The sequence below is a fragment of the Aeromonas piscicola genome (assembly GCF_000820005.1).
GTDB classification, from domain to species: domain Bacteria; phylum Pseudomonadota; class Gammaproteobacteria; order Enterobacterales; family Aeromonadaceae; genus Aeromonas; species Aeromonas piscicola.
In genome coordinates this window covers 69,897-84,605 of the sequence record NZ_CDBL01000055.1, presented here as the reverse complement: position 1 = coordinate 84,605, position 14,709 = coordinate 69,897, and the positions used below count along the sequence as shown (strand labels likewise).

At 57.4% G+C, this 14,709-nt stretch carries 12 protein-coding genes; 5 read left to right on the top strand and 7 right to left on the bottom strand.

From position 1 onward, the window contains the following. Positions 1-37: 37 nt before the first annotated feature. The 7 genes from oppF to BN1128_RS13660 form a co-directional block, all read right to left on the bottom strand. Positions 38-1,033, bottom strand: coding sequence for a murein tripeptide/oligopeptide ABC transporter ATP binding protein OppF (gene oppF / locus BN1128_RS13690; protein WP_042468189.1), 996 nt, complete (start codon positions 1,031-1,033; stop codon positions 38-40). After that, positions 1,034-1,147 (bottom strand): hypothetical protein, encoded by a 114-nt coding sequence (locus tag BN1128_RS13685; protein ID WP_005314835.1) that lies wholly within the window; start codon positions 1,145-1,147, stop codon positions 1,034-1,036. After that, complete coding sequence (gene oppD / locus BN1128_RS13680; protein WP_042869676.1) at positions 1,144-2,130, bottom strand: ABC transporter ATP-binding protein; 987 nt, start codon at positions 2,128-2,130, stop codon at positions 1,144-1,146. Before oppD ends, BN1128_RS13685 begins: the two co-directional genes overlap by 4 nt. A gap of 32 nt (positions 2,131-2,162) precedes the next feature. Next, complete coding sequence (gene oppC, locus BN1128_RS13675) at positions 2,163-3,074, bottom strand: oligopeptide ABC transporter permease OppC (RefSeq protein WP_042869674.1); 912 nt, start codon at positions 3,072-3,074, stop codon at positions 2,163-2,165. A 14-nt stretch (positions 3,075-3,088) separates the two neighbouring features. Further along, positions 3,089-4,009 (bottom strand): oligopeptide ABC transporter permease OppB, encoded by a 921-nt coding sequence (oppB, locus tag BN1128_RS13670; protein ID WP_042869672.1) that lies wholly within the window; start codon positions 4,007-4,009, stop codon positions 3,089-3,091. A gap of 96 nt (positions 4,010-4,105) precedes the next feature. Further along, entirely contained in the window at positions 4,106-5,725 is a 1,620-nt protein-coding gene (locus tag BN1128_RS13665) for an ABC transporter substrate-binding protein (protein ID WP_042869671.1), read from the bottom strand. 280 nt (positions 5,726-6,005) lie between these two features. After that, positions 6,006-6,641, bottom strand: a complete 636-nt coding sequence (locus BN1128_RS13660) for a YchE family NAAT transporter (RefSeq protein ID WP_042869670.1) — start codon at positions 6,639-6,641, stop codon at positions 6,006-6,008. Between the two features lie 268 nt (positions 6,642-6,909). Here BN1128_RS13660 and BN1128_RS13655 point away from each other — a divergent pair, with 268 nt between their 5' ends. The 5 genes from BN1128_RS13655 (at position 6,910) to btsR (ending at position 14,685) form a co-directional block, all read left to right on the top strand. Further along, positions 6,910-7,542: a 2OG-Fe dioxygenase family protein gene (locus tag BN1128_RS13655; RefSeq protein ID WP_042869669.1), complete on the top strand. Its 633-nt coding sequence runs from the start codon at positions 6,910-6,912 to the stop codon at positions 7,540-7,542. 295 nt (positions 7,543-7,837) lie between these two features. After that, positions 7,838-10,513 carry a bifunctional acetaldehyde-CoA/alcohol dehydrogenase gene (gene adhE / locus BN1128_RS13650; RefSeq protein WP_042869667.1) on the top strand — a complete coding sequence of 892 codons (2,676 nt, stop codon included), beginning with the start codon at positions 7,838-7,840 and terminating at the stop codon, positions 10,511-10,513. A 110-nt stretch (positions 10,514-10,623) separates the two neighbouring features. Beyond that, positions 10,624-11,859 (top strand): HD-GYP domain-containing protein, encoded by a 1,236-nt coding sequence (locus BN1128_RS13645; protein ID WP_042869664.1) that lies wholly within the window; start codon positions 10,624-10,626, stop codon positions 11,857-11,859. A gap of 353 nt (positions 11,860-12,212) precedes the next feature. Beyond that, complete coding sequence (locus BN1128_RS13640) at positions 12,213-13,883, top strand: sensor histidine kinase (RefSeq protein ID WP_042869662.1); 1,671 nt, start codon at positions 12,213-12,215, stop codon at positions 13,881-13,883. A gap of 97 nt (positions 13,884-13,980) precedes the next feature. After that, positions 13,981-14,685 carry a two-component system response regulator BtsR gene (btsR, locus tag BN1128_RS13635; protein WP_042869661.1) on the top strand — a complete coding sequence of 235 codons (705 nt, stop codon included), beginning with the start codon at positions 13,981-13,983 and terminating at the stop codon, positions 14,683-14,685. The last annotated feature ends 24 nt before the right edge of the window (positions 14,686-14,709 follow it).

The window sequence follows — 14,709 nt, the reverse complement described above, 5'->3', positions numbered from 1 at the left end:
ACCAGGGTGCCCCGCAAACGCGTTCAACAAACCAGCATCAAAGCGGATCGGCCTTGAGGCAGGAGACCGCATGGTCGAAATTGCCCTCCAGCTGGGGCCGGGTCTTGGCACACTCGGGACCCGCCACCGGGCAGCGGGTGCGAAACACGCAGCCGGACGGCGGATTCATGGGCGATGGCAAGTCCCCTTCCAGGATCTGGATGACCTTGCTGCGCTCCAGATCCGGATCCGGAATGGGCACGGCCGACATTAGCGCCTTGGTGTAGGGATGCAGGGGGTTCGCGAAGATCTCCTTGCGAGTGCCCAGCTCCACCGCATTGCCCAGATACATCACCAGCACCCGATCCGAGATGTGTTTGACCACGGACAAGTCGTGGGCGATGAAGATGAGCGACAGCCCCATCTCCTTCTGGATAGCCTTGAGCAGGTTCACCACCTGAGCCTGGATGGAGACATCCAGCGCCGAGACAGGCTCGTCACAGATGATCATCTTGGGTTCCAGGATCAGCGCCCGGGCGATGCCGATACGCTGGCACTGGCCGCCAGAGAACTCGTGCGGATAACGGTTCACCAGGTTGGGCAAGAGGCCCACCTTGGTCATCATGGTGCGCACCTTCTCCTTCACCTGCTCTTTGGACAGGTTCGGATAGAAGGTGATGAGCGGCTCGGCGATGATGTCGCCTATGGTCATGCGCGGATTCAGGGAGGCCAGCGGATCCTGGAAGATCATCTGGATCTCCTTGCGCTTCTCCCGCAGCGCCTTCTGGTCAAGCTTGGTCAGATCGTTGCCCAGCCACACCACCTTGCCGTCGGTGGCCGGCACCAGGCCTATCAGGGCACGGGCAAAGGTGGATTTGCCACAGCCTGACTCCCCCACCACCCCCAGGGTTTCCCCCTCGTACAGGCGCAGGGTCACCCCGTCTACCGCCTTCAACGCCGAGGGCTTGGCCCAAGGCCAGGCCCTGTCACTCTTGATGCTGAAGTGGACCTTGAGGTCGGACACTTCCAGCAGCAGTTTCTTGTCAGTACCCATTTAATTCGCCCCCTTGATCATGGCATCCGATACCCAATGGCAAGCCCGCTCGCGGCCGTCGTTGCACGGCGTCAGAAGCATGGAGGATTGCTGGCCGCATATCACAGCATTCATACGCTCACCTCCTTGGCATTGATGGCATCAGACACCCAATGACAGGCCCGCTCACGGCCGTCGTTGAACGGCGTCAGAACGGGTGACTGCTGGCCGCAAATCTCGCTGACCCGGTGGCAACGCTCCTGGAAGGGGCAGCCGGTGGGCAGACGCAGCAGGTTGGGCGGATTGCCCGGAATGGTAGGCAGCTCTTCCCCTTCGGTGTCGAGGCGGGGAATGGCGCGCAGCAAACCTTCGGTATAGGGATGGCTCGGGCGATAGAAGATGTCGTTCACCCGGCCGTACTCCATGGTACGACCGGCGTACATCACCAGCACCTTGTCACAGATGCCCGCCACCACGCCAAGATCGTGGGTGATCATGATGATGGAGGTGTTGAACTCGCGCTTGAGCTCGTTCATCAGCGTCATGATCTGGGCCTGCACCGTCACGTCCAGCGCCGTGGTCGGCTCATCGGCGATGAGCAGCTGTGGCCGGCACAAGAGGGCCATGGCGATCATCACCCGTTGACGCATGCCACCGGAGAACTCGTGGGGGTACATGTTCATCCGCTTGCGCGACTCGGGGATCTTGACCGCATCCAGCATGCGTACCGACTCTTCGAACGCTTCGGCTTTGCTCACCCCCTTGTGCAGCATCAGCACTTCCATCAGCTGATCCTTCACCTTCATGTAGGGGTTCAGCGACGTCATGGGGTCCTGGAAGATCATGGCGATCTTCTCGGAGCGGATCTTGTTGAGCTTGTGCTCCGGCAGATTCAGGATCTCGTCGCCCTGAAACTTGGCCGATCCCGTGATGATGCCGTTCTTGGCCAGCAGCCCCATGATGGCAAAGGCCGTCTGGGACTTGCCGGAGCCGGACTCGCCGACGATCCCCAGGGTCTCGCCAGCCGCCAGGGAGAAGTTGAGGTCGTTGACCGCCACCACATTGCCGTCCGGGGTCTTGAACTCGACCCGCAGATCTTTTACATCCAGTAATTTCATAAAAACTCCTTATCGATCCTTAGCCGCTCTTGTTATCGATCCTTCGGATCGAGTGCGTCACGCAGACCATCCCCGAGGAAGTTGAAGCAAAACAGGGTCACCACCATGAAACCAGCGGGGAACAAGAGTTGCCAGATGGCTACTTCCATCGACTTGGAGCCTTCATCCAGCAGGGCACCCCAGCTGGTCATGGGTTCCTGGACGCCGAGGCCCAGAAAACTCAGGAAGGATTCAAACATGATCATGCCCGGCACCAGCAAGGTGGCGTAGACGGCCACGATACCGAGTACGTTCGGCACTATGTGACGGGTGATGATCTTCCACTTGGAGACGCCACAGACATGGGCCGCCTCGATAAACTCCTTGCTCTTGAGGCTCAGGGTCTGGCCTCGTACGATCCGCGCCATGTCGAGCCAGCTCACGGCCCCGATGGCGATGAAGATGAGCGCCAGATTGCGACCGAAGAAGGTCACCAGCATGATCACGAAGAACATGAAGGGGAAGGCGTTGAGGATCTCAAGAATGCGCATCATCAGGCTGTCAACCCGACCACCGATGAAGCCGGAAGCCGCGCCATACAGGGTGCCGATGACCACGGCCACCATGGCGCCCATGATGCCGACCATCAGCGAGATGCGGCCGCCCAGCAGGGTACGCACGAACAGATCTCGCCCCAGACTGTCGGTCCCGAACCAGTGGCCGGTTTCCATGTCAGGTGCGGCCTGCATGGCGCCCCAGTCCGGATCGTCAAAGGTGTATTGGGACAGGTGTGGCCCCACTATCACCGCCAGACCGATAATGGTCAAAATGATGAGGCTGGTCAGCGCCGCCTTGTTGCGCAGAAAACGGCGACGGGCATCCTTCCACAGGGAGCGTCCTTCCACCACTTCCACTTGCTGTGCGAACGCCGCTATGGCTTCGCGTTTCTCAGTTGTGACAACCATGATGTACTCCCGGCTTAGTAACGGATCTTGGGATCGATAAAGGCATAGAGAATATCGACCACGGCGTTAAAGGTGATGGTGAGGGCGCCGACCAGAATGGTCAGCCCGAGCACCATGGAGTAATCACGGTTGAGGGCACCGTTGACGAACAGTTGACCTATCCCCGGCAGGCCGAAGATGGTCTCGATCACCACGGAACCCGTGATGATGCCGACAAAGGCCGGGCCCAGATAGGAGACTACCGGCAGCATGGCCGGACGCAGCGCGTGCTTGAGAATGATGTGACGCAGCGGCAGGCCCTTGGCGCGGGCGGTGCGGATGAAGTTGGAGTTCATGGTCTCGATCATGCTGCCGCGCATGATTCGCGAGATGGCGGAGATGTAGTACATCATCATGCCAAATACCGGCAGTACCATGAATTGCACCCCTCCCCCCTGCCAACCACCGGCCGGGAACCAGCCCAGATAGATGCTGAAGAAGAGCACCAGCAGGGGTGCCAGCACGAAGCCCGGGATCACCACCCCGGCCATGGCCGACGACATCAAGAGGTAGTCGATGATGGTGTTCTGTTTCAAGGCCGCTATGGTGCCGAAAGTGACCCCCAGCAAGACGGCAAAGACGAAAGCCGCCGTCCCGATCTTGGCGGAGACCGGCAACGCCTGGCTCACCAGATCATTGACGCTGAAGTCCTTGTATTTGAATGAAGGCCCCAGATCACCCTGCACCAGGTTGCCAAGATAGGTGAGATATTGCACGCCGATGGGCTTGTCCAGGCCGTACTTGGCCTCGATGTTGGCCAACACTTCCGGCGGCAGGGAACGTTCGCTGGTGAAGGGGTTACCCGGTGCGAAACGCATCATGAAGAAGGAGACGGTGATCAAGACCAGCAGAGTCGGGATCGCTTCCAGTAGACGTTTAAGAATGAATTTCAACATAGACAATTCCTGTCCTGTACTGCTTCCAAAGGGTCGCGGTTGTAATAAAGGCCCGCCGTCCGGCGGGCCTGCTTGTTATGCGACTTGTTATTTTACTCAGTGAGCAATGATATACATGTCTTTGCTGTAGAGGTTGTCCAGCGGGTTGGCCGGGTAGCCGCCCACATAGGACTTGACCATGCGGGAGGTCACGTACTGGTAGATGGGGGCAATCGGCATGTCCTTGGCCAGGATCTCTTCGGCCTGGACATAGAGCTTGTTGCGGGAGGCTTCATCCACCTGATCGCGAGACTCTGTCATCAGCTTGTCAAACGCCGGGTTGGAGTACTTGCCGTCGTTGTTGCCGTGAGTGGTCTGCATCAGATCCAGCATGGAAGAGGCTTCGTTGTAGTCGGCGATCCAGCCGGCACGGCCTATGTCAAACTGACCCTGCTTCTTGGTCTCCAGGTAGGTTTTCCACTCCTGGTTCACCAGGCTCACCTGCACGCCCAGCTTCTTCCACATGGAGGCAACGGCAACCGCCACCTTCTTGTGGTTGTCATCGGTGTTGTAGAGCAGCTCGAATTTCAGCGGCTTGCTGGCATCGAAACCGGCCTCTTCCAGCAGGGCTTTGGCCTTGGTGTCACGCTCCGCCTGGGTCATCTTGGACCACTCGGGGGCCACCGGCTTGAAACCGTCCACGAAGTCAGGCACCAGCGTGTAGCCTGGCAGCTCACCCTTGCCCATTACCTTCTCGGCGATCACGTTGCGGTCGATGGCGTAGGAGAGTGCAGTCCGCACGCGCACGTCATCAAACGGCTTCTTCTTGAAGTTGTACTGGTAGTAGTAGGTACCGACGTAACCACTCACCTTCAGCTCATCGGGCTTCTCTTTTTTCATCTGCTTGAAACGTTCGATGGGCATGTTGTAGGTGAGATCCACTTCACCGGCCAGATAACGGTTCAGCTCGGCGTTGGTGGACTGGATCGGCAAGTAGGTGACGGTATTGATCACCGTCTTGGCGTTGTTCCAGTAGTTGGGGTTGCGCTCGACGTCCACCCGCTCGTTCACCACCCAGTCTTTCAGCTGATAGGCACCGTTGGATACCATGTTGCCGGGCTGGGTCCATTTGTCACCAAACTTCTCTATCACCTTCTTCGGCACAGGGTAGGTGGTGGTGTGGGAGAGCATGCTGACGAAGTAAGGGATCGCTTTTTCCAGCTGCACTTCGAAGGTGTAGTCGTCAACCGCCTTCACACCCAGGGTGTCAGACGGCTTCTTGCCGGCGATGATTTCGCTGGCATTGACTATGGTCGGGATCTCCAGATACCAGGAGTAAGGCGACGCAGTCTTGGGATCCACGGCCCGCTTGAAGGCGAACTCGAAATCGTGGGCAGTCACGGGATCCCCATTGGACCACTTGGCATCTTTGCGCAGGTGGAACACGAAGTGTTTGTTGTCCTTGGTTTCCCAAGACTCGGCCACGGCAGGGAGTACTTCTCCCTTGGGGCCTGAGGCCACGAGACCTTCGAACAGGTCACGCAGAATATTGGATTCAACCGTTCCTTCGGTTTTGTGGGGATCAAGCGTTGCCGGCTCGGAGCCATTGCCTTTCACCAACTGCTGAACATCAGCCAGCTTGGTGCCTGCGGGAACATCAGCGGCTTGCGCCACATTGACACCGCCAAACAGAGCTGCCACCAAGAGGGTATTAATCATTGTTTTTTTATGAGTCATTTCCATACTCCAACAAGAACATTCCATGCATTTGTCCATCAACGAGATAAGTACCCCGCTGCCAGCATAATTCCCTGACATTTCTGATAATGCAATAGATATCGTCAGGCAAGGCTGGACTTCATGGTTAAAAAAACAACTTTTAGCCAATTATTCAGCATTTAAATATAGCGTTGCGGACGTTTTTTATACAAACCCGCTCGATTCTAGGAAATGGCCGACAAAAAAGAAACAATAAAAAGCCGGTCACGAGGACCGGCTCCGACAAAACAGACCTGAATCACATCAATCCGGGGAAGACCCCCTTGATCCCCGCCACCATGATCTCGATGCCGAGCGACATCATGATGAGACCCATGATCCGGGTGACCACGTTGATGCCGGTGTTGCCCATCACCTTGAACAGCAAGGGAGCGGCACGGAAGATGAGCCAGGAGCAGAAGGCAAACACCATCACCACCAGCGACATGCCCAGCATTTGTGACCAGGTGCTCTGGCTGGCATAGACAATAGAAGAAGAGATGGCACCCGGGCCCGCCATCAGCGGCAGTGCCAGCGGCACCACAGCGACAGATTCCCGCGCGGCCAATTCCCCTTTCTCCTGCTTGTTATGCTTCACCTCCCCCAGCTTGCCCTGCAGCATGGACCAAGCGATCAGGGTGATGAGCGAACCGCCAGCGATGCGAAACGACGCCAGCGAGATGCCAAAACCGTCCAGGATCAGCTGCCCCATATACATGGAGACCAGCAGGATAATCATCACCGCGATATTGGCAGTGGTGTTGGTCTTCATTCGCTCTTCCGGCGTTTGATGGCCGGTCAGACTGACAAAAACCGGCAGCAATCCCAGCGGATTGATGATCGCGAACAAACCGATGAAAAACTTCAGATATAAAGAGACGTCAATTGCTGCCATAGGCGCCATCCAGAAATAAGCAAAGCCACACGGGCCACCCCGATAAACCGAGCGTAAATTTACACCATGCCCTCAACCTTCACCAATCAAATAATCTCACCCTTTTCGTGGCTTTTCAGTTAGTTCCTCTAATGTATCGCCAAAATTCAACATATTGATTTGTTAATAAACATTGTCGCCATTTAACACTCTGGTAAAATCGCTTCGAGTTTTATGCGGCCACGGAGTTTCGGCGCAATATTTCCTCTTAGCAAACAAGGATTTTGTAATGATTGATACGGACATCAAGTTGCAATGGCACCTGGATTCGCTGCCGGCAGGTACGGTTGACCCCCTGCTTGGCTTTTTTGACCGGCTGCCGCTCGATCCCTATATCCAAGGCACCTTTCGGGAGCGCCGCTATGGCCGCGTCGAGAAAGAGGGCTCACGCTTCTTCCCTCTCGACAATGGCGTCTTCTTTCAGGCAGCCGCCATCAACAAGTTCCTCGGGGATGTGCCCAGAACCTATGCCGAGCTGGATCCCGCCTTCGTTGCCCACCCCGCCTTCCAGCTGATGCTGACTCGCTTTGCCCGCCATATTGGCTTGGCGGATGGCAAGGCGATCGGCATTCACCAGATGCGCATTACCACGGGCCAGGGCGAGAGCGTGCCCCCCGCACCGGAAGGCGTCCATCAGGATGGTTTCGACTTCATCGGCGTGTTCTTTTGCGGCAGCGAGGGCGTCAGTGGCGGCGCACTTCAGCTCTATCATGGATTAAAAGAACAACCATTTTTTCAACAAGAATTAAACGCTGGTGGGTATCTGATCCTGGATGATCGCCGTTTCTATCACAATGCAGCCCCCATACTACCCCTGGCCCCTACCCGGGGACACTGGGACGTAATAGTGCTAACTGCTTGAAAAATGGTGCGTGGCGCCCTGTTCACGCACCATTCAGCTCGCTTTTGCTCCACTCTACATTCGCGTAACATCCGGAAAACATGTATTGTGAAACAAAATTTCTTTTGTTCTTTTGTTACACATGATCCAGATCAAGTTTTTCTGAGTCAGCCCCGCTCTATAATCGACTCAGAAAGCAATTTAGTAAGGCATGTAAATACCCCCTTGTAGTGATTCTCGCCTTGACAAGGCGACTATAATTGCCGGGCATTGCCAAGCTCTTACTAAACAGTTTTCAAATCATCAGGAGATAAACATGGCAGTAACCAATTTGGCTGAACTGGATGCACTGGTCGCCCGCGTCAAAGAAGCACAGCGTGAATTCGCCAGCTTCTCGCAAGAGCAGGTAGACAAGGTTTTCCGTGCCGCCGCCCTGGCCGCCAGCAATGCCCGTATCCCCCTGGCCCAGATGGCCGTGGAAGAGTCAGGTATGGGTATCATCGAAGACAAGGTTATCAAAAACCACTTCGCCTCCGAATACATCTACAACGCATACAAAGACGAGAAGACCTGCGGCATCCTGAGCCAGGATGACGAGATGGGCACCATGATCATCGCCGAGCCGGTAGGTATCATCTGCGGTATCGTTCCGACCACCAACCCGACCGCTACCGCGATCTTCAAATCTTTGATCTCCCTGAAGACCCGCAACGCCATCATCTTCTCCCCGCACCCCCGCGCCAAGAATTCCACCAATACCGCTGCCAAGCTGGTACTGGATGCAGCCGTTGCGGCTGGCGCACCGAAAGACATCATCGGCTGGATCGACCAACCGTCTGTTGAGCTGTCCAATGCGCTGATGAAGCACAACGACATCAACCTGATCCTGGCCACCGGTGGCCCGGGCATGGTGAAAGCCGCTTACTCTTCCGGTAAGCCTGCTATCGGTGTAGGTGCCGGTAACGTGCCGATCGTCATCGACGAAACCGCCGATGTGAAACGTGCCGTCGCCTCCATTCTGATGTCCAAGACCTTCGACAACGGTGTGGTTTGTGCTTCCGAGCAAGCTGTTATCGTCGTGGACGCCATCTACAACCAGGTGAAAGAGCGTTTCTCCAACCACGATGGCTACATCCTGTCCAAAGATGAAGCGGACAAGGTACGTAAAGTGCTGCTGATCAACGGTGCGCTGAACGCAGATATCGTCGGCCAGCCGGCCACCAAGATCGCCGCCATGGCTGGCGTGACAGTGCCTGCCACCACCAAGATCCTGATCGGTGAAGGCCTGGAACTGTGCGCTGAAGATGAGTTCGCTCACGAGAAGCTCTCTCCGACTCTGGGTATGTTCCGCGCCAAGAACTTCGAAGAAGCCGTCGAGATGGCCTGCACCATGGTCAACATCGGTGGTATCGGCCACACCTCTGGTCTGTACACCGATCAGGATCGCAACCAGGACCGTATCAGATACTTCGGCGACAAGATGAAGACCGCCCGAATCCTGATCAACACCCCCTCCACCCAGGGTGGTATCGGTGACCTGTACAACTTCGCTCTTGCTCCTTCCCTGACCCTGGGTTGCGGCTCCTGGAGTGGTAACTCCATCTCCGAGAACGTCGGTCCCAAGCACCTGATCAACAAGAAGACAGTCGCAAAACGGGCAGAAAATATGCTGTGGCACAAACTTCCGAAATCCATCTATTTCCGTCGTGGCTCCCTGCCGATCGCCCTGGGCGACCTGGAAGGCAAAAAGCGTGCAATGGTCGTCACCGACCGCTTCCTGTTCAACAACGGCTATGCCGACGACGTGGTTCGTCTGCTCAAGAAACTGAACATGGAAGTGGAAGTATTCTACGAAGTAGAAGCTGACCCGACTCTGTCCATCGTCCGCAAGGGCGCCGAGATGGCGAACTCCTTCAAGCCTGACGTCATCATCGCGCTGGGTGGTGGTTCACCCATGGATGCGGCCAAGATCATGTGGGTCATGTACGAGCACCCGGATACTGCGTTCGAAGACCTGGCCATGCGCTTCATGGACATCCGCAAGCGTATCTACAAGTTCCCGAAAATGGGTGTGAAAGCCGAACTGGTCTGTATCACCACCACGTCCGGTACCGGTTCTGAAGTCACCCCGTTTGCGGTCGTGACCGACGACGCCACCGGCATGAAGTACCCGCTGGCCGACTACGAGCTGACCCCGAACATGGCCATCGTCGATGCCAACCTGGTCATGAACATGCCCAAGTCCCTGTGCGCCTTCGGTGGTGTGGATGCGGTCACTCACGCCATGGAAGCCTACGTTTCCGTACTGGCCAACGAGTACTCCGACGGTCAGGCGCTGCAAGCCCTGAAACTGCTGAAAGAGTACCTGCCGTCCAGCTACCAGAATGGTGCCAACGACCCGGTTGCTCGCGAGAAGGTGCACAATGCTGCCACCATCGCCGGTATCGCATTCGCCAACGCCTTCCTGGGTGTGTGCCACTCCATGGCTCACAAACTGGGTGCTGAATTCCACATTCCGCACGGTCTGGCCAACGCCCTGCTGATCAGCAACGTGATCCGCTACAACGCCAACGACAACCCGACCAAGCAGACTGCGTTCTCCCAGTACGACCGTCCGCAAGCTCGCCGTCGTTATGCCGAAGTGGCTGACCATCTGGGTCTGAGCGCAGCCGGTGACCGTACCGCAGCCAAGATCGAGAAGCTGCTGACCTGGCTGGACGAGCTGAAAGCCACTCTGGGCATCCCGGCCTCCATCCGTGAAGCTGGCGTGAACGAAGCCGACTTCCTGGCCAAGGTTGACCAGCTGGCGCTGGAAGCCTTCGATGACCAGTGCACCGGTGCCAACCCGCGCTACCCGCTGATCACCGAGCTCAAAGCCATCCTGATGGATACCTACTACGGCCGCCCCTTTACCGAGGAAGCGCGAGTAGCAACCAAGGTGGAAGCCAAGGTTGAGACCAAGGTGGACAACAAGAAAAAATCCAAGGCCTGATAATCGGACTTGAAGTAGAGAGCCCGCGCACATGCGCGGGCTTTTTTGTTTGTCTATCTCTCTAATTTTGCTAGCTTGTTGTTAGGCATTCATGAAATGCGAGTTAGCACATGGCGCTAATACAAGCCTCGATAGAACAGTTACGGATCGGCCACTACATCCATCTCCCCACGGGATGGACCAACCACCCTTTTATGTTCAATGCCTTCAAGATCAAGGATCAGCAGCAACTCGATATCATTCGCCATCTCGACCTCAATCTGTTGATGGTGGATCCAGACAAGAGCGATCTGCCCATAGAGCCTATCTTGCGCGGCGATATTCCCTCAGCCGGCCCCGATCTGTCGATCATCGACGAGGTCATAGACACGGGCCCGCCTCCCTTCGACGAAAAAGCCTTCCGCCGCTCCATGCGCGCTGCCGACAAGGCCTTTGGCCAATCCATGTCCGAGCTGCGCGATGCGCTGGGCGCCCTCAATCTCAAACCTGACGAGGGGCTGGCCAATACGGCGCAGATAGTGCGCAACGCCGCCGCCCGCATCAGCGAACACCAAGGGCCACTCGGCCTGCATCTCATTCGCAGTCCACACACCGACATATTGCTGCAGCACAGTCTGAACGTGGCCTTCATCGCCATGCTGATGGCTCGCGAATTGGGCATGAATCCCATCGAGATCGAGGAGATGGGGCTGGCAGGTCTGGTGCATGATATTGGAGAGCTGAAAATACCGAGCCAGATCACCCAGAAACGGGGGGATCTCAACAAATCAGAGCAGAACTTTCTCAACATGCATCCCCAATACGGGCTGGAGATGCTGACCCAGTTGCAGGCATTTGAGCCCAAGATCCGCCAGGTGGCCCATCTGCATCACGAGCGGCTCGATGGCAGTGGCTTCCCCCTCGGCATCAAGGGCGGCGAGATCCCGCCACTGGCACGGATTATCGGACTGGTGGACTACTATGACGAGCTGCTGCACCCGCGCAGCAGCGCTACCCCGGCGGCCCCAAGCCAGGCCATCAGCCAGCTCTACAAGCTGTCCCAGAAGAAGTTCGATCAGGATCTGGTCAAGCTGCTGATCAAGGTCTTGGGTGTCTATCCCCCAGGTTCGCTGGTACAGCTCTCCGACGACTCTGTGGCACTGGTGCTCTCCACCGAACCCACCATGCCCCTCAAACCCAAGGTACTGCCCTACATCAAGGCACAGCGACCGGAAGGGGTAGCCATGCTGGATCTGCGGGAGGATGAGCGCACCATCAAGTCATTTATCAAGCAAGAAGACCTGGATGAGGGACAAAGGCTGTTTTTCAACCTGACCCGGCGCTTCTGTTACTATTTTGCCTTCTGAGTTATCCCCAGAAGCTGGGGATAACTCATTGGACAAACCTGAATAATTGTCCAATTACCCTCAAAACGGTCCACTGCCGACCATGGATAAAAAACGCCCAGCCAGGGGGCTGGGCGGAGCATGCCACCTCCGTGTGGCGTATCCAGCGGATACATTCATGCTCCATCCAGCAATACCAACCCTTGGGCGATTACACAAATATCAATTTAACATGCTGATTTGATATGGTTTTATTGCACGTTTCTGGCAAACTTCGCCCGCAATCGAGCGCACGCCGCTCGCAGAACAAGATCCTGATCACACTTATTCATGCCTGCCGCTTTTTTCGGCTCGGACTCTGAGGAACGTTTTTTATGCAGTTGGTCCTCTCCCTGCTTCAACAGATGAGCGTCAGTCTGGTGATCGCCTATCTCTTCTCCAAGAGTCCGCTGCTGCGCCCCCTGGCCAACTATTCCGTCAGACTTCCTCACAAGATACTGATATACATCATTTTTTCTTGTTTTTGCATCCTGGGCACCTATGTGGGGCTGGATATCGACGATGCCATCGCCAATACCCGGGCCGTCGGGGCCGTGCTGGGGGGACTGCTGGGGGGGCCGCTGGTGGGATTTCTGGTGGGACTGACCGGCGGCATGCACCGCTACACGCTAGGGGGATTTACCGACCTCGCCTGCGCCATCTCGACCACCTGCGAAGGGCTGCTCGGCGGGTTGGTGCACTGGCGCCTGATGCGCTCCGGCAGGATGAACGCACTGTTCGAACCCAGGATCGCCTTCTTCACCACCCTCTACGCCGAGATATTGCAGATGGTCATCATACTGCTGGTGGCGACCCCGTTCGATCAGTCCCTGCTGCTGGTACGCACCATAGCCACCCCCATGATCCTGGCCAACTCCTGTGGCGCGGCCCTGTTCATCAGCATGATCCGCGATCAGCAGCAGATGTATGAGAAGTTCTCCCGGGTCTTCTCTGCCAAGGCGCTCACCATCGCCAATCGCACCGTCGGCATCATGAGCCAGGGCTTCACCCCCGAGGCCAGCAACAAGATTGCCCACATCATTCAGGAAGAGACGGGGGTCGGCGCCGTCGCCATCACGGATACCGACAAGATCCTCGCCTTCATCGGTACCGGAGAAGATCACCACAAGCCGGGTACCCCCATCACCTCGGCCATCACCCTGCAGGCCATCGCCCGCAACAAGGTGCTGTTTGCCGATGGCAACAGTCAGCCCTATCGCTGCAGCATCTCGCCCCAGTGCCAGCTGGGCTCGGTGCTGGTGATCCCGCTGCACGGCGACGAGGGGGTCATCGGCACCATCAAGCTGTATGAACCCAAGAAACGGTTGTTTCTCAAGATCAACCACACCCTGGGGGAAGGGATAGCCAACCTGCTGTCACAGCAATTGCTGACCGGGCGACTGGAGCAGCAGCAGCGCCTGCTGGTGCAATCCGAGCTCAAGCTCATCCAGGCCCAGATCAACCCCCATTTCCTGTTCAATACCCTCAACACCATCAGCGCCATCACCCGGCGGGAGCCCGAGCGGGCACGTCAGCTGCTGTTGCACCTCTCCTTGTTCTTTCGCAAGAACCTCAAGCGCCAGAGCGGGCTGGCCACCCTGCAGGAAGAGCAGGAACACTGCCAATCCTATCTCGAGATAGAGCTGGCCCGCTTTGGCGATCGGCTGACCGTCATCAACGAGATCCCGTCCCATCTGGCCGGCCTGACACTGCCGAGTTTTACCCTGCAGCCCCTCATCGAGAATGCCATCAAGCACGGCATCTCCACCCTGCTGGATCAGGGCAGAATCCGTCTTTATGCCGAAGAGAGCCAGGAGAGCGTGACCATCTGCGTGGAGGACAATGCCGGCACCTGGCAGGAGGGACCGGCGGGGGACGGGCTCGGCATGACCATAGTGGATCGGCGCCTCAAGAGCGCCTTCGGTAGCCGGTATGGCATCCGCGTCAGCTGCGAACCAGAGTGCTGGACCAGGGTAGCGTTCACCCTGCCCAGGGAGGCGCCATGACGAGAGGCCACCCCTCGCCCCTGATGACCCGCCCGGCCGACCCCTTGCATTTCCATACCGCGCCGTTCACGCACCATCACGATGTTCAGGAGATTGCATGATCCGCACACTCATAGTCGATGACGAACCCTATGCCCGCGAGGAGCTGGCCCAGCACCTGGCTGGCGATCCCGATATCGAGATTCTGGGGCTGGCGGCCAACGCCATCGAGGCGCTGCCGCTGATCCAGCGGCTCAAACCTGACGTGGTGTTTCTCGACATCCAGATGCCCAAGCTGAGCGGCATGGAGCTGGTGGCCATGCTCGATCCCCTGCCCCGCATCGTGTTTGTCACCGCCTTCGACGAGTACGCCATTCAGGCATTCGAGGAGAACGCCTTCGACTACCTGCTCAAACCGGTGGAACCGGCACGGCTGGCCAAAACGCTGGCTCGCCTCAAGCAGGATCTCACCCCGCAGCCCATCGCCTCGCTGGCGCCGGCCATCCGCCACATTCCCGGCTATCTGCACAACCGGGTGCGGCTGCTGCCCATCGAGCAGGTGGAGTACGCCTTCTCCGATCTCGGCGGGGTACACGTCGCCTGCCAGGGTGAGCTGTTTCACACCCAGCTCACCCTGAAATCCCTGGAAGAGAAGACGCCCCTGCTGCGCTGCCACCGCCAATATCTGGTGGCGCCGGGGGCCATCTTCGAGATCCAGCTGCTGGAGAACCAGCTGGCAGAGATAGTCACCCCGAGCGGTGCCCGGCTGCCGGTCAGCCGGCGTTACCTCAAGGAGCTCAAAGACGAACTGGGGCTCGAATAACGGCGCGGAATTGTGCGCGGGATC

Excerpts from the sequence above, each read along its gene's own strand:
- BN1128_RS13685 (WP_005314835.1), bottom strand. The coding sequence starts at position 1,147 with ATGAATGCTGTGATATGCGGCCAGCAATCCTCCATGCTTCTGACGCCG.
- oppF (WP_042468189.1), bottom strand. The coding sequence starts at position 1,033 with ATGGGTACTGACAAGAAACTGCTGCTGGAAGTGTCCGACCTCAAGGTC.
- BN1128_RS13640 (WP_042869662.1), top strand. The coding sequence starts at position 12,213 with ATGCAGTTGGTCCTCTCCCTGCTTCAACAGATGAGCGTCAGTCTGGTG.
- oppC (WP_042869674.1), bottom strand. The coding sequence starts at position 3,074 with ATGGTTGTCACAACTGAGAAACGCGAAGCCATAGCGGCGTTCGCACAG.
- BN1128_RS13660 (WP_042869670.1), bottom strand. The coding sequence starts at position 6,641 with ATGGCAGCAATTGACGTCTCTTTATATCTGAAGTTTTTCATCGGTTTG.
- BN1128_RS13665 (WP_042869671.1), bottom strand. The coding sequence starts at position 5,725 with ATGACTCATAAAAAAACAATGATTAATACCCTCTTGGTGGCAGCTCTG.
- oppB (WP_042869672.1), bottom strand. The coding sequence starts at position 4,009 with ATGTTGAAATTCATTCTTAAACGTCTACTGGAAGCGATCCCGACTCTG.
- oppD (WP_042869676.1), bottom strand. The coding sequence starts at position 2,130 with ATGAAATTACTGGATGTAAAAGATCTGCGGGTCGAGTTCAAGACCCCG.
- BN1128_RS13655 (WP_042869669.1), top strand. The coding sequence starts at position 6,910 with ATGATTGATACGGACATCAAGTTGCAATGGCACCTGGATTCGCTGCCG.
- BN1128_RS13645 (WP_042869664.1), top strand. The coding sequence starts at position 10,624 with ATGGCGCTAATACAAGCCTCGATAGAACAGTTACGGATCGGCCACTAC.
- adhE (WP_042869667.1), top strand. The coding sequence starts at position 7,838 with ATGGCAGTAACCAATTTGGCTGAACTGGATGCACTGGTCGCCCGCGTC.
- btsR (WP_042869661.1), top strand. The coding sequence starts at position 13,981 with ATGATCCGCACACTCATAGTCGATGACGAACCCTATGCCCGCGAGGAG.